The organism is Marcopretia estuarina LEGE 06307 (assembly GCF_056633115.1).
Genome location: NZ_JBSJOY010000004.1, coordinates 135,811 through 155,357, shown reverse-complemented (window position 1 = coordinate 155,357; position 19,547 = coordinate 135,811). Strand labels below are relative to the sequence as shown.

The following is a 19,547-nucleotide window of genomic DNA, read 5'->3' as shown; positions in this document are numbered from 1 at the left end:
TGTCTCAGGCCGGCGTCGCTTGCCTGGTGCTGCTCCCCTCGCTTCTCATCCCCGCCCCGATGGCCCGCGCCTGAGGTCTGCGCCACACCGTTCCCGCGGCCTGCGGGGCCGCTGGCGGTTGGATCGATGCCCTGCAACCTGCATGCACTCAAGATCGGTGAAGGGTCATTGTTCTCAGCGCCAAGGCAGTGAATGCTCCGTCATTTGGATGGAGAAGGTCGCAGGCGAAAGGGGAAGCTTTCGGCCCATTCTTGGGCATTCCACTCCGCTATTGCACGCAAGAGAGTGGATTCTCCGTTGGATCAGAATGGACATCTCGAGTGCTGTGGAACACATCAACTCTGAAGCGAAGGCCACCAAGATGGTGGCGAGATGATCCATTGAGGTGATGCCCCCTTTGTCCCACTGCGGCGGTCATCCAGTCGAGCTATTTAGGTCGGCTCGAAGAACAAGCCGTTCGATGGTGAGGATCAATGGCCTGGCCTTGGTCGCCTCAGTGTTGTTGGTCTGGCTGCTGCCACCGGTCGCTGCAAGGGCCGATGGCTCCCAAGCCACGCCAGGCGATGTGCTGTACCAGCCAAGCGTGGGTCAGGAAGGGAAGGACGTGATCTGGGTGCCAACGCCGGATGCCCTGATGCAGGCCATGTTGGACATCGCGAACATCCAGGACGGTGACATTCTTTACGACCTTGGCTCAGGAGACGGCAAGATTGTAATCGGCGCGGCTCAACGCTATGGGATTAAAGCTGTTGGCATTGAGTACAACCCAGATCTGGTTGCGCTTGCCAAACGTCATGCCGCTCGGGCCGCAGTGAACGACAAGGTGACGTTCATCAGGGGAGACATCTTCAAAGAGGATTTCAGCGAAGCCACGGTGCTCACGCTTTATCTCCTGCCACAACTTAACGTGAAGCTGAAGCCCACCATCCTGGCGATGCGTCCGGGCACCCGGGTTGTATCCAATTCCTTCGATATGGGCACCTGGCCGGCTGATGCCACCATTGAGCTGGAAGGGGGCAGAGGCTATTTCTGGGTGGTTCCGGCCTCGGTGCAGGGCCGTTGGCAGCTGGGCGCACAGGGTGCGAAGCCGGCAGCGGAGCTTGACATCCAGCAGTCCTTCCAGCTGCTGGGCGGCCGCCTGCTGCTCAATGGTGAGAGCCTCAGCATTCTCTCCGGACGGATGCGGGGCGAAGCGATCAGCTTCACCTACGGCACCAGATCAGCCAATGGTGACCAACCCCGCGGCACGTTCAAGGGAACGGTCCGGGCTGGAATCCTTGCCGGAACCCTGAGCGATCAGGGGGTGGACGTGCAGCTGTCAGGTGGCCGAATCAGCCAAGGGCTGCGGAGTCGGCCATGAGCCAATTGTGCGCGCAGGCAGAGTCCATGACGTCCTCCTCATCAGCCCAGACCAATCCAGCCAGGGTGGTCCACCAATGGGAAGCTGTTTGCCTGATCGTTGGCCTGGTGATCGGAGCCGGGATCTTCAAGACCCCCAGCCTGGTGGCGCAGTTCACCCAGGATCCCGGCTGGTTGATCACTGCCTGGGTTGTGGGGGCTGTGGTGAGCTTCACCGGCGCCCTTTGTTATGCCGAACTCAGTTCCGCTTACCCCCACATCGGCGGTGAGTATCACTTCCTCACCCTGGCTTATGGCCGCAGGTTGTCGTTCCTGTATGCCTGGACCAAGGCCACGGTGATCAATCCTGGCTCGATTGCTCTGCTTGCTTTTGTGTTCAGCGACGCCTTCAGCCGTCTGCTGCCCCTGGGCCTCCGATCTGAAGGGTTGGGGGCGCTGGTTGTCGTACTCGTGCTCACGGCCTCGAATCTGCTGGGGCTGCGCGTGGCCACCGGCATCCAGAAACCACTGGTGCTGGTGATCCTGGTTGGTTTGCTGATCATCAGCATTGCCGGTTTTGCCAACAATGGTCACCTCGCGTCTATCTCCACCGAGGCCTTTCAGAGCAGTCCCCGTCCGGCCAGCCTGGGCACAGCCCTGGTGTTCGTGCTGCTTACCTTCGGTGGTTGGAATGAGGCCGCCACCATCTCTTCAGAGGTGAGAGGTGGGCCTCGCGCGGTCACGAACGTGCTGGTGCTGAGCCTGGTGTTGATCACCGCGATCTATCTGGTGTTCAACCTGTCGTTGCTTTCCGCGCTGGGGATCTCCGGGCTTGCCCAAAGCTCTGCTGCCGCCGTGGATGTTCTGGGCCAGTCCCTTGGCCGCTGGGCAGAGCTGGCTGTGATCCTGCTGATCGGGGCGGCCGCCCTCACCAGCATCAACGCAACGATGGTGATGGGTGCCCGGGCCAACCATGCCCTTGGCCAAGACTGGCAGGCCCTTGGCTTCCTCGGCGGATGGCAGAGGGTACGAAGCACCCCCACCCGGAGTTTTCTGGTTCAGAGCCTTTTCAGCAGCGCGTTGATTGCGATCGCCGCCGTTCAACCCGATGGCTTCACGGCGATCGTGGAATACACCGCACCCCTCTTCTGGGCTTTTCTCACCCTGATTGCACTGTCCCTGATCATCCTGCGCCGCCGCTCCGGTGCGCCAAGCGTTAACACTTTCCAGACGCCACTCTTCCCCTTGTGTCCGCTTCTTTTCGCTGTGGCATGTGTTTATCTAGCGTTTTCAAGCTTCCAGCATGCCGCTGCCAATGAATCGGCTTTCCTCTCTCTGTTTGTCTTGCTCTCTGGCGTTGTTGCTCTGGTAGGCCTCTGCCTGCGGCAGCGAAAGCTCCGCCTTCTTTAGAACGTTCTTGCCCGGGATCTGCACGGAAGGCTGTTCACGCGCTTCCCGCCAGTCTGAGCCGATGCCGTTATGCGTGCGCCGTGTGCTCACAGGCGGCAGCCACCACCCCTGGCCCTAAGCCGTTCTTCATCACACGCACCCTGTTTGCCCACACCCACACCCATACCCACCCCGCAGACCTGCGCCTAACCCCATCCACCTCTGACTGCTTCCTGCCAAAAAAAAGCCCCCGCAATCTGCGGGGGCTGCTGATCGATCGGTGTTCCTCAACCTGTCTTCAATGAAAACCTGTTGAAGAACGTAGGGGATCAGCCGATCGCCGGAGCGGTCAGGGCCACAGGGGTGGCTTCGGCAGATGCCAGGTCGAGCGGGAAGTTGTGCGCATTGCGCTCGTGCATCACTTCCATGCCCAGGCCTGCACGGTTCAGCACATCCGCCCAGGTGTTCACCACGCGGCCTTGGCCGTCGAGGATCGACTGGTTGAAGTTGAACCCGTTGAGGTTGAAGGCCATCGTGCTCACGCCCAGGGCGGTGAACCAGATGCCAACCACCGGCCAGGCGGCCAGGAAGAAGTGCAGGCTGCGGCTGTTGTTGAAGGAGGCGTACTGGAAGATCAGGCGACCGAAGTAGCCGTGAGCAGCCACGATGTTGTAGGTCTCTTCTTCTTGGCCGAACTTGTAGCCGTAGTTCTGGCTCTCGCTTTCGGTCGTCTCACGCACCAGCGAGCTGGTGACGAGCGAACCGTGCATGGCCGAGAACAGGGAGCCGCCGAACACACCAGCCACACCCAGCATGTGGAAGGGGTGCATCAGAATGTTGTGCTCCGCCTGGAACACCAGCATGAAGTTGAAGGTGCCGGAGATGCCGAGGGGCATGCCGTCAGAGAAGGAACCCTGACCGAAGGGGTAGATCAGGAACACGGCGGAAGCAGCGGCCACAGGAGCGCTGTAAGCGACGCAGATCCAGGGGCGCATGCCGAGGCGGTAGGAGAGTTCCCACTCGCGGCCCATGTAGCAGAAGATGCCGATCAGGAAGTGGAACACCACCAGCTGGTAAGGACCGCCGTTGTACAGCCACTCATCGAGGCTGGCGGCTTCCCAGATCGGGTAGAAGTGCAGGCCGATGGCGTTGCTGGAAGGAACAACGGCGCCGGAGATGATGTTGTTGCCGTACATCAGCGAACCGGCGACCGGCTCACGGATGCCGTCGATGTCGACAGGGGGGGCAGCGATGAAGGCCACGATGAAGCAGATCGTGGCGGCCAGCAGGGTGGGGATCATCAGCACACCGAACCAGCCCACATAGAGGCGGTTGTTGGTGGAGGTGACCCACTCGCAGAACTGGCTCCATGCAGACGCGCCTTGGCGCTGCTGAAGAGTGGTGGTCATGAGAGCGTTGGGTGTGGCCCCCGAAGGGGTCGGTTAAGTAAGGCGAAAGCGTCGGGGGGAACGTCCCCTCCGCAGGCCGGAGCCTTTCGCCTGACGCAATGTAACAGCACATTGCGGGATGTGTGGGGCGCTTAAGGTTTGGCTTCGTTTTCAGCAGTGGCGGCGCAAGAGCGTTCACACAGGCGGATGAACAGGCAGCTGCACCGGCAGAGATGAGCATGCAGCTGCAACGGCAGTACAGAAGGCGAAGCCACGCGGCGATCCGCCGCAGCCGCGACCCCGTCGTGCGTTGGAGCCCCAGCGTCACCCTGGTGCCCACCCACGCCTGCTTCAACGCCTGCACCTACTGCAGCTTTCGCCGCCCCCCCGGCAATGCGCCACTGCTCACCACAGCTGAAGCCCGCGAGCAGCTCGCCCGACGGCCTCAGGCCAGCGAAGTGCTGCTGCTCTCCGGAGAAACCGCCCCCGCTTCTCCGCAGCGGGCCGCCTGGTTCGCCCGGCTGCTGGCGCTGAGCAGGGAGGCGCTCGCCATGGGGCGCCTGCCTCACACCAATGCCGGCCCGCTCTCGCCGCGGGAAATGGCGGCCTTGGGGCGGCTGAACCCCTCGCTCGGGCTGATGCTCGAAGGGCTGGGCCCCGCCTACGACCGTCTCCACCGGGCCGCCCCCAGCAAGCGGCTGGAGCGGCGCATCGGCCAGCTCGTGCAGGCCGGCCGGCTGGGCATTCCGTTCACCACCGGTCTGCTGCTGGGCGTGGGCGAAACGTCGGCGGATCGCCGCCGTGCGCTGGAGTTGCTGGCGAGGCTGCAGCGCCGCTGGGGCCATCTCCAGGAAGTGATTCTTCAGCCCTGGCGTCCCGATGGCGCGCAGGCCCGCCCGCTGGATGCTGCGGAGCAGGCGGCGGTGCTCGACACGATCCGGCTGGCGCGCCGGCTGCTGCCGCCTGAGGTGAACCTCCAATTGCCCGCCAACCTGTGGCCGCTCGATGGCCTGGCGGACGCGATCGCTGCCGGCATCAACGACCTGGGCGGCATCGATGTTCACGATGTGATCAATCCCGCCTACCCCCAACCCAGCCCGGCCCAGCTCTCTGCCCGGCTGGCGGCCGCCGGCTGGCAGCTGCGCCCGCGGCTGTGCGTGCAGCCCGCCTGGATCGCCTGGCTGCCGCCTGCCCTGCGCCGCCGGGCCACTGATCTTGAAGTGAGATTGTTAGCGTCCGACTTCGCCTGAACCGGCTGGACGTGCCGCACGCCACCACCATCGAACCTTCACCGGAACCTTCGCCGGGCCGGCCGGCCGATCACGCCGAAGGCCCCAATGGCGAGCGGGTGCTGCTGATCCGCTTGCCCTGCAATCCGATCTTTCCCGTCGGTCCGGTGTATCTGGCCGATCATCTGCACAAGCGCTTCCCGCAGCTCCCCCAACGCCTGCTTGATCTGGCGGCCCTGCCGGTGCTGGATGTGGAGCGGGTGCTGCTGGCCACGATCGACGCCTTCCGTCCCACCCTGCTGGTGTTCTCCTGGCGCGATATTCAGATTTATGCGCCGGTGGATGGCCGGGGCGGCAACCCCCTGCAGAACTCCTTCGAGGTGTTCTATGCGCGCGACCCGCTGAAACGCCTGCGCGGTGCCATCGGGGGGCTGCGTCTGATGGGGGCGTTCTATGGAGAGCTGTGGCGCAATCTGCGCCTAGTGCGCAAGGGCCTGGCCCGCTCCCGTCGCTATCACTCCAGCGCCCGCGTCGTGCTCGGCGGTGGTGCGGTGAGCGTGTTCTACGAGCAGCTGGGCCGTCGCCTGCCCAAGGGCACGGTGGTGTCGGTGGGCGAAGGCGAGCCACTGCTGGAGAAGCTGATTGAAGGAGTCTCACTGGATGGTGAACGCTGTTTTGTGGTGGGCGAAGAGCCCCGGCCTGGCCTGATTCACGAGCAGCCCGCCGGTCTGATCAAAACAGCCTGCGATTACAACTACATCGCTTCGATCTGGCCCCAGCTCGATTGGTATCTCGATGCGGGTGATTTCTATGTGGGCGTGCAGACCAAGCGAGGCTGTCCGCATAACTGCTGCTACTGCGTGTACACGGTGGTGGAAGGAAAGCAGGTGCGGGTGAACCCTGTGGCTGAGGTGGTGGCGGAGATGCGTCAGCTCTACGACCGCGGCGTGCGCGGCTTCTGGTTCACCGATGCCCAGTTCATTCCTGCGCGTCGTTATATCGAGGATGCCAAGGAGCTGCTGCGGGCGATTCAGGCGGAGGGGCTCAGCGATATCCGCTGGGCGGCCTATATCCGCGCCGACAACCTGGACGCTGAACTGGCTGAGTTGATGGTAGCTACGGGCATGAGTTACTTCGAGATCGGCATTACCTCCGGCAGCCAGGAGCTGGTGCGCAAGATGCGCATGGGCTACAACCTTCGCACCGTGCTGGAGAATTGCCGCCTGTTGGTGCGCGCCGGCTTCCGCGAAACGGTGTCCGTTAATTACTCCTTCAACGTGATTGATGAACGGCCGGAAACGATCCGCCAGACCGTGGCCTATCACCGGGAGCTGGAGCGGATCTTCGGCGTGCAGCAGGTGGAGCCGGCGATCTTCTTCATCGGCCTGCAGCCCCACACGCACCTGGAGCAATACGCCTTTGATCAGAACATTCTGCAGCCCGGTTACAACCCGATGAGCATGATGCCCTGGACGGCCAGGAAACTGCTCTGGAATCCCGAGCCACTCGGCAGCACCTTCGGCCGGATCTGTCTGGAAGCCTTCGAGACGAACCCCGCTGATTTCGGCCGCACCGTGATGGATCTGCTCGAGCGCGATTACGGCACGGCCCCGTTGGAGGAGTCGCTGCATGCGCCGGTGGAAGGGCGCCGGGCCCTTGCTACGGCTGTCGGGTGATGATTTCTGGAGCGTTCAGCGGGGTGGCGGCAGACGGCCGGACTCTTGACTCTCGTTCACTGCATGGTCTTCAGGCTCCAAGTCGTCCATGACTTTGTTCCGCATCCTCGGCCCATTCTGTTGCACAGGTTTTATACCAGGGTGCTAAGTCAGCGCGCCGAAAGGGCTTGTTGAATCTGCTGGGGAATGGGTTCGCTCTCGCTGGGTCTTCCTGGTTGAGGAAGATCCAGCTGGCTGCCCCATCCCTTTCGACAGCCGGCCGCTTGAAAAGGCCTACAAAATCTTCCTTAGTGTGAGGCTCTATGTCGCGGCGCGCCGTTGATTCGGTTTGCGAACCGCCACAGTTTCAGTGTCACTTGAACGTCTAGTCCCCTACTTTCCTGATGCGTTCTCCATTCAATGCCCCGCTACGCTTTCGTCGAGCAGTATTCCGAGGAGGATTGCGGCGCTGCCTGTGTCGCGACCGTGGCTCGCCAGTACGGCAGGAATCTTTCTCTCGCGCGTGTGCGTGAGCTGGTCGGCACCGGCTCCCTCGGTTCCACTCTGTTGGGGCTGCGCCGAGGGGCCGACGCCATCGGCTTTCAGGCCCGAGCGGTGCGTGCCGAGTCCGACTTGCTTCGGCATCTCGACACCGTTCCCCTGCCAGCGATCTGCCACTGGAAGGGCAATCACTGGGTGGTCCTCCACGTTAAGCGCAGGCAGAGCTACCTGATCGCCGATCCGGCTGTTGGGCTGCGCTGGTTGTCCGAGCGGGAGTTTCTGGAGGGCTGGAGCAACGGCGTGATGCTGCTGCTCGAGCCCGATCTCCAACGTCTGAGCCAACAGGAGGAGGCTCAACGGGCCCCCTTCCTGCGGTTCCTGAGGTTGGTGCTGCCCTATCGGGGCCTGCTAGTGCAGGCCCTGGCGATTAATGCGGTGATCGGTCTACTCGCTCTGGCGATGCCGCTGCTGATGCAGTTCCTCACCGACGACGTGCTGGTGAGGCGGGACAGCCAGTTGCTCACCAGCCTTGGGCTGGGAATGCTGTTGCTGTTCGTCTTCCGCAACCTGATCTCCCTGCTGCAGGGCCATCTCGTGGGCCATTTCGCCCAGCGCCTGCAACTCGGGATGCTGCTCGAGTACGGCCATCAGCTGCTGAGGTTGCCGATGACCTATTTCGACAGCCACCGCAGCGGCGAAGTTGTGAGCCGAATCAGCGATGTCAACCGCATCAATGGTCTGATCGGCGATGTGGTGCTCGGCCTCCCCAGCCAGCTCTTCGTCGCCCTGGTGTCGCTCGCGGTGATGTTGGCCTACAGCCCTGCCCTCACGGTCGTTGCCTTGCTCGCATTCCTGCTGGTGGTGAGTGCCAATCTGCTCTTCCTGCCTGCGCTGCGGCAGAAGACCCGCCGTCTCATCGTGCAGTCCGCCGAGAATCAGGGGTTCCTGGTCGAGGCTTTCCGCGGGGCCCAGGTTCTCAAAACCACCGAAGCTACCCCGCAGGTCTGGGATGAATACCAGAGCAATTTCGGAACCCTGTCTCATCTGCGCTGGAAGACGCTGCAGCTGAAGTTGTTTGGCTCCAGCACCACCGAGCTTCTCTCCAACGTCACCACTCTGGCGCTGCTCTGGTATGGAAGCACTTTTGTCATCGCCGGCCGGCTGAGCATTGGCCAGCTGCTGGCCTTCAACGGCATGGGGTTCAACGTGCTGGAGTTCCTGGATTCGCTTGTGGCCTTCGCCGGCGACTTCATCACTGCTCAGGTGGTGTTCCATCGCCTCTCGGAGGTGCTCAATGGCACGGTGGAGGATCCCAAGGCCGCAACGAAGCCCTGGGTGGCGCTTCCACTGGGTTGTGAGATCCGCTGCCAGGATCTCGGCTTTCACCATGCCGGGCGCATGGAGCTGCTCAAGGATTTCGATATCACGATCCCCGGCGGCTTCATGACGGCATTGATCGGCGAATCAGGTTGCGGCAAAAGCACCCTGGTGAAGCTGATGGCGGGTCTTTATCCGCCCCAGACCGGCACGATTCACTACGGACCCTACGGGCTCAAGGACATCTCGCTCGAGTGCCTCCGGCAGCAGGTGGCGCTCATCCCACAGGATCCGCAGTTCTTCAACCGAACCATCCTGGAGAACTTTCGCTTCACCTATCCCGATGCCGGCTTCGATCAGGTGGTGGCTGCCTGTGATCTGGCCCTGGCCGATGAGTTCATCCGCGAGCTCCCCGACGGCTATCAGACAGTGCTGGGTGAGTTCGGTGCCAACCTCTCCGGCGGCCAGCGGCAGCGTCTGGCGATCGCCCGGGCGCTGGTGGCCAGGCCGCCGGTGCTGATCCTGGATGAATCCACAGCGGCTCTTGATCCCGGCTTGGAGCGCCGTCTGTTGGATCGGCTTCTGCCGCTGCGGCAGGGTCTCACCACCGTGATGGTTAGCCACCGACCCAGCGTGATCCTCCGCTGCGACTGGATCGTGTACCTGGAGCGCGGCAAGGTGAAGTTTCAGGGACGGCCCCAGGACCTGCGCGATGTGGAACCACTCACCCCCTATCTCCTGCCCGCATGAGCGATCCATCTCCTGTTGATCCGCCCTCGGCTCGGTCCATGCTGACGGTGTCGGCGGAGTCCCGAAAGCCTGAGAGACTCGCAGCGCGGCAGGTCGATGCCGGTCTGGTGATCCGGCCCAGCACCAGCGAGGAGTTTCTACCTTCGGTGCGGCCGTGGGTGAGGCTTCTCGGTCTGGTGATGCTGGGAAGCTTCGTCAGCGCGGTCGGCCTGATGGCGGTCTGGCCCTACCGGGTGGTGGTGCGTGGAAGCGGCCAGATTCGCCCCACTGGAGAAACCAGTGTCATCCATGCCCCTTTGAGCGGCCGGGTGCGCAGCGTCGACGCCCGGGCCAATCAGACCGTGCGTCGGGGCCAGGTGATTGCGGTGCTGGATCCCGCCGACCTGGAGGGAAGGCGGGAGCAACTGGCCTCCAGCCGCAGCGCCCTCGAACGGGAACTGGAGGCCCTGCGCAGCCAGAACAGGGCGGCGGTGCAGGGTGCTGAGCTGCAGGTGGAGAAGGCCCAGGCCGCCCTCCAGCTGGCCCAGTCGGAGTTCAACCGCTTCCAGCTGCTGAGGAACAGCGGAGCGATCGCACCGCTCCAGCTCGATGAGAAGGCCGCCAACCTGGAGGTGGCCAGCTCCGACCTGGCCAAGGCCCGACGCGCCGTCGAGGAGGTGCGCTTTCGCGACAATGCCCAGCTCTCCAGGCTCGCCCAGGAGTTCGCCGCCAACAGCGGGGAACGCGCCCAGGTCAGCCGGGATCTGGGCATCACCCTGGTGCGTGCGCCTGTGGATGGAGTGCTCTTCTCCATGCAGCTGTTCAACCCCCAGCAGGTGGTCCAGCAGGGCCAGGAGCTGGCTCGCATCGCCCCCAGCGGCAGGGGGCTGGTGGCGAAGATGACCGTGGCCTCCGAAGATATCGACAACGTGAAGCCAGGGCAGCGGGTGGATCTTCGCCTTGCTGGTTGTCCTTTCCCCGATTTCGGCACCCTGCGGGGAACGGTGCGGTCTGTTTCTCCAGACGTGATCAGGCCGGCGGCTGCGCAGGCACCGCCTCAATCCCCAGCGCCATCAGCAGCAGGGTCCTCGTCGGGATACGAAGTCACCGTGGTGCCGCACACCACGGTGATGCGATCCGGCTCAAGGCGCTGTGACGTGCGTCTGGGAATGAACTTCACCGCGGACATCACCACGAGAATGGAAACGGTGCTGCGCTTCGTTCTGCGCAAGGGGAGATTCGTTTTGCCCACCTGACGATCGATCTTGCGATGAATTCCGAATCTCCAGGCTTTGATGATGTTCAGCTGAGCTTGAAACTCCGCACAAAATCATCCCCGCCGGGCGGGGTCTCAGATACCTCAAGGGCGGTCTCTGTCCTCACGTCGGCAACGCAGGGGCGGCTGATCGCCAACCCGGGGACGGGCCTCTGGCATGTCTTGGAGGGATCTGATTGTCAATCCCTTGGGAGGTCTTGGCGGGATCTTTATCCGAAGTCCCGTCCTCCTATCGGCCAGTGAAGCGGCATCGAAACCTTGTCAGACCCCGACGCTCTGTGCATCGGACAGCAGGGAGGAAATCACTGAGGATGGAGGTGGGGAGTGCGAGTCAACCGGACAAAAAAGAACGGAATCGTGATGAATCGATCGGGCGGCTGCTTCAACGGAGTGGCAATGTCCTGCTGGAAAGCCATCAAGGCTACAGAAGCTTTCTGGCGACCATTCTCCATTTCTGCAGCAGTCGTCAGTCATGGTCCCACTGTTCACAGGGGCGCTCAAGGACATGTCTTTGCGAATGATTGCTGGATGACTGACCATCCTTGCGCTGCGGTTCGCTTGGTTGGAGGTATTGATTCATCCTGGACATCAGCGATCGGTTGTGATCCTGGAACGGGTATCCACCACTCCATCAACCCGGTTCGCGTCTCTCTGTAAGGGAGCTCCAGGCCAGCAGTGCCCCCAGCCCCAGCCAGCCGATCAGGCCTCCGATTGGATTGGGCACCTCCCCCCCGGGTCCCACCAGCCAGGCCGGCGCCTCAGGCGCCAGTTGCAGCAGCCCGGTCTGGAGCACGAACCAGCCGCCCACCAGGCCGCCATGCAGGCCGATCGCTCCCCACAGCACGCCCCCGTCACTGCGTCGCTGCAGGGCCAGAGCCAGCCCCAGCAGGATCAGCCCGCCCAGCAGTCCGATGGCTCCCGGGTTGCCGGCCCGGTACCAGGGATGCACCAGGGCGAACAGCGCAGCCTGCAGCAGCAGGGCGCGGCGGCGGCTCAGCTGCAGGGACAGCTCACCCCAGAGCCAGCCGCGGAACAGCAATTCCTCGGCGAAGCCCACCCCCAGCAGCAGGGCCAGGGCGTTGAGCAGCTCGCCGGCCTTCAGATCCAGCTGCCACGCAGCCTGTCCGCTGGCCAGCAGCACAGCGGCTACCAGTGCCAGCAGCAGGGCGGCCTTGGCCAGTCCGCCCAAGAACGCCCGCACCGCCATCAGCGGTGTCGCCACCACTCCAAGCCGCCGCCAGGGATGGGTGGCTCCCCAGCTGCGGCGTAGGCGCCAGGGCAGGCTGAACAGCAGGAGCAGCAGGGCCACCACCAGCCCGGCCAGGTCGATCTGATCAGGCCGCAGGCCCGGCGCCAACCATTGCAGCGGCCGCGCCGTCAGCCAGCCCACGCCGTAGAGCACAGGAACGTACAGCAGGGTGCCGAGGCCATGGGGCCGGCGGCTCTGCTGTTCCGGTGTGGTCAGCGGCGCGGGAGCCAGGGGCTCCACTACGCCTCCGGTTCGATCGTGCTGGTGAGACCCTTGCCCTTGAGGGTTTCGCTGTAGAACTCCGCCGGCTCCAGATCGCAGACGATCACCAGCCCCACGCCGGTGTTGTGGGCTTCCAGCATCACGGCGATGGCGTCCTGCTCGCTCAGGGAGGGCACCACCTGCCGCAGGGTGGACACCACGTACTCCATCGAGTTGACAGGGTCGTTGTGCAGCAGCACCCGGTAGCGCGGCGAGGGCTTGCGCACCCGCTGCACCTCCTTGTCGATCACCGCCGCACCCCCGGGTGATCGGCCGGGGGTTTCAACCGCCTGAGGAAGGATCATCGCCAAAGGAGGAACAACGGCAAGGGGACGGGGTGACGAGCGGCGCGCAGCCAGAAACGTGAGGTTCGAATTTAGGCAACTCCGGCGGAAGCAGGCACCAGGGAGGCGCGAGCGATGCGGGCCATCGCCTCCTCCACGTTGGCGCGGCTGTTGAAGGCTGAAAGGCGGAAGTAGCCCTCGCCTGCGGCGCCGAAACCGCTGCCCGGGGTGCCCACCACGTTGGCCTCCTCCAGCAGACGGTCGAAGAAGGCCCACGAATCGAGGCCGGCGGGGGTCTTGAGCCACACGTAGGGGGCCTGCTCGCCGCCGTACACCTGCAGACCGGCCGCCGCCAGCTCGCGGCGGATGATCGCCGCGTTCTCCATGTAGAAGGCCACCAGAGCCTTCACTTCGGCTTGCCCTGCGGCGGAGTACACCGCTTCGGCGCCCCGCTGCACGATGTAGCTGACGCCGTTGAACTTGGTGCTCTGCCGCCGGTTCCACAGCCCCCAGAGCTCCACCGCTTCTCCTGCGGCGGTGGTGCCCATCAAGCCGCGGGGCACCACGGTGAGCGCGCAGCGCGTGCCGGTGAAGCCGGCGTTCTTGGAGAAGGAGCGGAACTCGATGGCGCAGTCGCGGGCCCCCTCGATCTCATAGATGGAGTGGGGCAGCTCGGGGTCCTGGATGAAGGCCTCGTAGGCAGCATCGAACAGGATCAGGGCGCCCGTGGCGCGGGCATGGTCGACCCACTGCTGCAGCTGGGCCCTGGTGGCCACAGCGCCGGTGGGGTTGTTGGGGAAGCAGAGGTAGATCAGGTCCACCGGCTGCTCGGGCAGCGGGGCGATGAAGCCGTTGTCGGCCGTGATCGGCAGGTAGGTGAGGCCGCCGTACCGGCCGCTGGCGTCAGCCTCACCGGTGCGGCCCGCCATCACATTGCTGTCCACGTACACCGGATAAACGGGGTCGGTGACGGCGATGCGGTTGTCGGGGCCGAGAATGTCGAGGATGTTGCTGCTGTCGCATTTGGAGCCATCGGAGATGAAGATCTCCTCGGCATCGATCGCGCAGCCGCGGGCCTGGAAATCGTGGCGGGCGATCGCTTCGCGCAGCCACAGGTAGCCCTGCTCCGGGCCGTAGCCATGGAAGCCTTCCGCCGTGCCCATGGCGTCGATGGCGGCCTTCATCGCTTCGCGGCAGGCTGCAGGCAACGGTTCGGTCACATCGCCGATGCCGAGCCGGATCAGGGGGGCGTCGGGATGGGCCGCTGCGAAGGCCTTCACGCGCCTGGCAATCTCCGGAAAGAGATACCCGGCCTTGAGTTTGAGGTAGTTGCCGTTGACCTGAACCACTGCTGCCGCCGCCAATGTCGCTGGCAGGCATCCTGCTACGGCGCCGCACGCGCTGGAAGCAGCACGAGTGCAACGCCGCAGGTCACCGCTGCGTCAGGCCCCTGCTGCAGTTGCCCCGTTTGCTTGCCCTGCCCTGCCCCGCACGCACCAGCAGCTAGCTGCGGGCGCTCCTTGACAGCTGCCTACGATCAGCCTGCGGCCTGCTGAGCGTTCAGCCATGACCATGGCGACTTCGTGTGGTTCCGCTGCTGCCGCGACGCCCACCGCCATCGCCGCGACCCCTCCGCTGCCTCACGGGCGCGTCGCTTTCGACCAGCTGGTGGACAGCACCATCGCCCGCCCCGCCCGTTACCTGGGCAACGAACGGGGCGTGCTGCCGCGCGACTGGGACAGCGCCGGTGCCCGCTGGTGTCTCACCTATCCCGATCTCTACGAGGTGGGCGCCAGCAACCTCGGCCACATCATTCTCTACTCGATTCTCAATGCGATCCCAGGCCAGCTCTGCGATCGCGCCTACCTGCCGGCGCCCGACCTGGCCGAGCGCCTGCGCCAGCAGGGCCAACCCCTGTTCGCTGTCGAAAGCCGCCGCGCCCTGGCCGTCTTCGACATCCTCGGCTTCAGCCTCAGCTATGAGCTGGGCGCCACCAACATCCTCGAGATGCTGGATCTGGCGGGATTGCCACTGCGGGCCGCCGACCGGGGCGACCTGCCGCTCAACGACCCGGCAGCCCCACCCCTGATCTTCGCCGGCGGCCCCACCGCCACCAGCAATCCCGAACCGTTCGCCGCCTTCTTCGATTTCTTCGCCCTCGGCGACGGCGAGGAACTGCTGGCGGAGATTGGCCTGGTGGTGGCCGAGGCCAAGGCCGACGGGCTGAGCCGCTCAGCGCTGCTGGCTGATCTGGCCCAGGTGCCCGGCGTCTACGTGCCGGCGCTCTATGCCCCGGGCCCCGATGGTGTCACCCTTCAGCCGCTGCGGCCGGAGCTGCCGGCGCGCGTGTTGCGGCGGGTGGCCACCCCCATGCCCCACTACGGCATGGGCCTCGTTCCCCACATCGAAACCGTCCACGACCGGCTCACGATCGAGATCCGCCGCGGTTGCACCCGGGGCTGCCGGTTCTGTCAGCCCGGCATGCTCACCCGTCCGGCCCGCGATGTGGAACCCGAGGCCGTGATCGAAGCGGTGGAGGAGGGCATGGCCCGCACCGGCTACAGCGATTTCTCCCTGCTGTCGCTCAGCTGCTCCGATTACCTCGCCCTGCCTGCGGTGGGCGTGGAGCTGCGCAACCGCCTCTCCGAGCACAACGTCAGCCTCACGCTGCCCAGCCAGCGGGTGGACCGCTTCGACCAGAACATTGCTCACATCCTGGGCGGCACCCGCAAGGCGGGCCTCACCTTCGCCCCGGAAGCCGGCACCCAACGCCTGCGCGACATCGTCAATAAGGGGCTGACCGACGCGGAGCTGCTGCGCGGCATCCGCACCGCCATGGAGAACGGCTACCGCAAGGTGAAGCTCTATTTCATGATCGGCCTGCCCGGTGAAACCGACGCCGATGTGATCGGCATTGCCGACACCTGCCGCGCTTTGCAGCAGCAGTGCCGCGATCTGGGGCGGCTGGAGCTGAACCTCACGATCAGCAACTTCACGCCCAAGCCCCACACACCCTTCCAGTGGCACAGCGTGTCCACAGCGGAGTTCCGGCGGCGCCAGGAGCTGCTGCGCCGGGAGCTGCGCACGCTCAAGGGCATCAAGTGCAATGTCACCGATCCGCGCCTGTCGGCGATGGAGGATTTCATCGGCCGGGGCGACCGGCGCCTGGCACCGGTGCTGGAGGCGGCCTGGCGGGCCGGAGCCGGCATGGATGCCTGGTTCGAAACGATCGACCGCACCCACGCCGCCTGGACCGGGGCGATTGAGGCCGAGGGACTGGGCGGCCGCTACCGGGCGCTGGAGCTGGGGGACTGGACGGCCACCGGTGCCTTGAGCGGCGCTGATCTGGAGGCCTTCTGCGCCCAGCCACTGCCGTGGGATCACGTGGATTCCGGTGTCGACAAGCGCTGGCTGGCCGAAGACCTGCAACGGGCCCTCGCTGCAGTGGTGGTGCCGGACTGCTCCTTTGAGGGTTGCAGCAGTTGCGGCGTCTGTGGGCCGGAGTTCGGCCACAACGTGGTGGTGGCGCCTCCACCGATCCCTGCGGCGCAGCCGCCGCGCAGCCCCGCCAGCGAACGGATCCAAAGGCTGCGCTTCGGCTTCAGCAAGCGGGGCTCGCTGGCACTGCTGAGCCATCTCGATCTGGCCCGCGTGCTGGAGCGGGCCCTGCGCCGCAGCCAGCTGCCGGTGAGTTTCAGCGGCGGTTTTCATCCCCTGCCCCGGCTGCAGTTCGCCCTGGCGCTGCCGCTGGGTGTGGAGGCGGAAGGTGAATGGCTCGATCTGGAGTTCGCTCAGGTCTGTCCACCGGAGGAGGTGCTCGCGCGGCTGCAGGCCCAGCTTCCACAGGGTTTCTCCCTGCACTCGGTGCAGGAGGTGCCCCTGGCGGGCCCGGCTCTCTCCCAGCAACTGGCGGAGGCCCACTGGAGCCTGCAATTGCTCCCGGAGGTCGCCGCCGGCGCAGAGCCCGGGATGGCTCCGTCCACCGACGACTGGCACCGGGCGATCGAGCATCTGCTGCAGTCCGCCACCCTCACCTGGCGGGACAGCGACAAGAAAGGCCGCCCCCGCGAGCGGGACTGCCGCCCCTGCCTGATCGCGCTGGAGCTGCTGCCAGCGCCGCAGGGCGCTGACAAAACCTCTCGTGTCATCACGGCCGCCGCTCAAGCCGCCGCCCCAGCCAGCGCCGAAGCTGCGGCCGCCGCTACCGGGGAGGGCACAGCTGCTGCCTCAGTGACACTCCGCCTGCAGGCCCGCATCGATGCCCAGGGCCGCAGCATCCGCCCCGATCAGGTGCGCCAGTGGCTGGTGGAGGCGCTCGGCCAGCCCCTGCGTCTGGGCCCCTGCCGGCGTGAACGTCTGATTCTGGCGCCGCCGGCCTGAGGGCCAAGGCCTGCAGCGGCAGGTCGCCCTCAACAGCAGCCAGCCACGCTGGCTACCCCCTCCTGCGAGCCACAGCAGCGATGCACTCCTGCGAACCAAGGTGAACGGCTCGGGGCCGAGATCCAGCGGCAGAAGGGCCTGGGGTTGGCGCGTGCTAATTTCACCTCAGACGGCAGATCCGTCTGTGGCTTTCGATCCACAGCCGCATCGTCTATGGCCCCCGCTCCTGCGGCGTGTTCGCCGTAGTCACACCCAGCAGCAACCGGTCCGTTCCCGTTCCGGCAGCTCGGGCGTCAACGGAGGCTGAACCTCCAGAGCTTGCTCCTCAAAGGCTTTTTCTTCCGTCTCATTCTGCTGATGCAGCAGACGGTCGGCTTCTCAGCACGATCGGCTCATCGCTTCATTGCTTCCGGGGGTAATCCCCATCCCATGGCAGGGCTTCTCCGAGCCACCCTCTTTCCTCCATGCCCCAGCAGATCGTCATTGCGGAGCAACTGCGCATCGCCGCGGTGCTCAACGACGAACGCGTCGATCAACTGATCGTTGCCCAGGGTCGCTACCAGATCGGCGACGTCTACGTCGGGCGCGTCGAGAATGTGCTCCCCGGCATTGATGCTGCGTTTGTCAACATCGGAGAGAGCGAGAAAAATGGCTTCATTCATGTCACCGACCTCGGCCCACTGAGGCTCAGGAAGGGTGCTGCCGGCATCACTGAACTGCTGGAGCCACGCCAGAAGGTGCTGGTTCAGGTGATGAAGGAGCCCACCGGCACCAAGGGGCCGCGTCTCACGGGCAATCTCACGCTGCCTGGCCGCTACCTGGTGCTTCAGCCCCATGGGCAGGGGGTCAACATCTCCCGGCGGATCAGTGCCGAGAGCGAGCGCAACCGACTGCGGGCCCTGGGTGTGCTGATCAAGCCGCCCGGCGCCGGCCTGCTGGTGCGCACCGAAGCCGAAGGCATCAGCGAGGAGCTGCTGATCGATGATCTCGAAGCTTTGCTGCGTCAGTGGGAGGGCATCCAGGAAGCGGCGGAAACGGCCACCCCGCCGGCGCTGCTCAACCGCGACGAAGACTTCGTCCATCGGGTGCTGCGCGACCTCTACAGCCCCGAGGTGCAGCGCGTGGTGGTTGACACCCAAGCGGCCGTCGGCCGCGTGAACGCCTTCCTCGGTGCCGATCAGGCCAATCTGCTGGTGGAGCACCATGTCGAAAGCACCGACATCCTTGAGCACCACAAGATCAACGCCGCCATCCGCGATGCCCTCAAGCCGCGCGTCGATCTTCCCTCCGGCGGGTCGGTGATCATCGAGCCCACCGAGGCGCTCACTGTCATCGATGTGAACTCCGGTTCCTTCACGCGTTCCGCCAATGCACGGGAAACCGTCCTCTGGACCAACTGCGAAGCGGCGGCTGAAATCGCGCGTCAGCTGAAGCTGCGCAACATCGGCGGTGTGGTGATCATCGACTTCATCGACATGGAGTCGCGCCGCGACCAGCTGATGCTGCTCGAGCATTTCACTTCGGCCGTGCGCGACGACGCCGCCCGACCTCAGATCGCCCAGCTCACCGAGCTTGGTCTGGTGGAACTCACCCGCAAACGCCAGGGCCAGAACATCTACGAGCTGTTCGGTCGCGCCTGCCCCAGCTGCGGTGGCCTCGGCCACGTGGCCGTTCTCCCCGGCAAGGACACCCTCCAGCCACTCGCCACGGTCACCGGCCTGGTGCGCTCCGCTGCCTCCGCCCGCGCCGAGGCGCCCAGCCCCTCCGCGCCCGAGCCCAGTGGCCGCCGCCGTGGTGGACGCGGTGGTCGCGGTAGCCGCAGCGGCAATGAGCTGATCGAAGTCACCCCCGTGCTCGTCTCCATCGACGACGAGCCGGCCGCTCCCCGGGTGGTGGAAGCACCGCTGAGTGCTTCTGAAGGCGTCAGCCGCCGCCACGACCCCGAGCTGGTGGCTGTCCCCATGGACGACGACCAGGAATTCGTCTACGGCTGGATGGGCCTCAACCCCGCCCTGCTGCTGGAGTCGCCCCCTGCCGGCGACAACGTGGTCGTCCGGGTCGTGCGCCCCGGCGAATCAGAGGAGGCGGTGCTCGACGCCGCTCGTCAGCAGCTGTCCGGCTCAGGCTCCCGGCGGCGTCGCCGTGGCGGCCGTGGCGGTGGCGATGGCGCCGCTGCCCCCCGCACCGCTGCCGACTACCCCAGCGATGCTCCCGCCCCCGTCGTTGTTTCAACGGCAGAGACCGGCACAGACCGTTGGAGTTCCACCCGCGATCCCGGTGATGCCGTGATGGTGGAAATCACCCCGCTGCCGATCGACACCGACCGTTCTCCCGCAGTCCACACCACCGTGATTGAAACCACGGTGCTGCAGGTGCCGATTACCCGCACCGTCGGCCGTGCCACGCCCGCCGCCGTGAGCATCACCGACCACCCGGCTGCCGCTGTGGCCGCTCAGAGCGAGCCTGATCCCGCCCCCGAAACCCCTGCCGAAGACCCGGCCGGTGAGCCCCGCCGCCGCCGCCGCCGTTCTTCGGCGGCGGTCTGAGCCCA

General features: G+C 65.2%; 12 protein-coding genes. 8 read left to right on the top strand and 4 right to left on the bottom strand.

Translation table 11 applies throughout. From position 1 onward, the window contains the following. Window positions 1-460 precede the first annotated feature (460 nt). Window positions 461-1,360, top strand: a complete 900-nt coding sequence (locus ACWJI3_RS10480) for a methyltransferase domain-containing protein (RefSeq protein WP_480203640.1) — start codon at window positions 461-463, stop codon at window positions 1,358-1,360. Beyond that, entirely contained in the window at window positions 1,357-2,748 is a 1,392-nt protein-coding gene (locus ACWJI3_RS10475) for an APC family permease (RefSeq protein ID WP_480203639.1), read from the top strand. The genes ACWJI3_RS10480 and ACWJI3_RS10475 overlap by 4 nt, the downstream gene beginning before the upstream one ends. Window positions 2,749-3,056: 308 nt before the next feature. Here the strand turns inward: ACWJI3_RS10475 and psbA are convergent, their stop codons facing one another. Beyond that, complete coding sequence (psbA, locus tag ACWJI3_RS10470; protein ID WP_255140374.1) at window positions 3,057-4,136, bottom strand: photosystem II q(b) protein; 1,080 nt, start codon at window positions 4,134-4,136, stop codon at window positions 3,057-3,059. Window positions 4,137-4,354: 218 nt separating this feature from the next. Between psbA and cofG the strand changes: the two genes are divergently transcribed. The 4 genes from cofG to ACWJI3_RS10450 all read left to right on the top strand — a co-directional run bounded on the left by cofG (window position 4,355) and on the right by ACWJI3_RS10450 (window position 10,802). After that, window positions 4,355-5,365 (top strand): 7,8-didemethyl-8-hydroxy-5-deazariboflavin synthase subunit CofG, encoded by a 1,011-nt coding sequence (gene cofG / locus ACWJI3_RS10465; RefSeq protein WP_480203771.1) that lies wholly within the window; start codon window positions 4,355-4,357, stop codon window positions 5,363-5,365. Window positions 5,366-5,463: 98 nt separating this feature from the next. Further along, entirely contained in the window at window positions 5,464-7,020 is a 1,557-nt protein-coding gene (locus ACWJI3_RS10460; protein WP_480203770.1) for a photosystem II high light acclimation radical SAM protein, read from the top strand. A gap of 399 nt (window positions 7,021-7,419) precedes the next feature. Next, window positions 7,420-9,567: a peptidase domain-containing ABC transporter gene (locus ACWJI3_RS10455; RefSeq protein WP_480203638.1), complete on the top strand. Its 2,148-nt coding sequence runs from the start codon at window positions 7,420-7,422 to the stop codon at window positions 9,565-9,567. Window positions 9,568-9,605: 38 nt separating this feature from the next. Then, window positions 9,606-10,802, top strand: coding sequence for an HlyD family secretion protein (locus ACWJI3_RS10450; protein ID WP_480203637.1), 1,197 nt, complete (start codon window positions 9,606-9,608; stop codon window positions 10,800-10,802). Window positions 10,803-11,453: 651 nt separating this feature from the next. On the opposite strand, the gene ACWJI3_RS10445 is transcribed toward ACWJI3_RS10450, so the two are convergent. The 3 genes from ACWJI3_RS10445 to ACWJI3_RS10435 all read right to left on the bottom strand — a co-directional run bounded on the left by ACWJI3_RS10445 (window position 11,454) and on the right by ACWJI3_RS10435 (window position 13,965). Then, window positions 11,454-12,311, bottom strand: a complete 858-nt coding sequence (locus tag ACWJI3_RS10445) for a CPBP family glutamic-type intramembrane protease (RefSeq protein WP_480203636.1) — start codon at window positions 12,309-12,311, stop codon at window positions 11,454-11,456. Beyond that, on the bottom strand, window positions 12,311-12,637 hold the full coding sequence (clpS, locus tag ACWJI3_RS10440; RefSeq protein WP_480203635.1) for an ATP-dependent Clp protease adapter ClpS: 327 nt from the start codon (window positions 12,635-12,637) through the stop codon (window positions 12,311-12,313). The genes ACWJI3_RS10445 and clpS overlap by 1 nt, the downstream gene beginning before the upstream one ends. Before the next feature lie 71 nt (window positions 12,638-12,708). Continuing rightward, a complete protein-coding gene (locus tag ACWJI3_RS10435; protein WP_255101334.1) occupies window positions 12,709-13,965 on the bottom strand; it encodes an LL-diaminopimelate aminotransferase in 1,257 nt (418 codons plus the stop codon). A gap of 217 nt (window positions 13,966-14,182) precedes the next feature. Here ACWJI3_RS10435 and ACWJI3_RS10430 point away from each other — a divergent pair, with 217 nt between their 5' ends. Together ACWJI3_RS10430 and ACWJI3_RS10425 are read left to right on the top strand one after the other, a co-directional pair. Continuing rightward, the gene (locus ACWJI3_RS10430) at window positions 14,183-16,996 is read left to right on the top strand and encodes a TIGR03960 family B12-binding radical SAM protein (protein ID WP_480203634.1); all 2,814 of its coding nucleotides are present in this window, start codon (window positions 14,183-14,185) and stop codon (window positions 16,994-16,996) included. A gap of 464 nt (window positions 16,997-17,460) precedes the next feature. Then, entirely contained in the window at window positions 17,461-19,542 is a 2,082-nt protein-coding gene (locus tag ACWJI3_RS10425; RefSeq protein WP_480203633.1) for an Rne/Rng family ribonuclease, read from the top strand. Window positions 19,543-19,547 lie beyond the last annotated feature (5 nt).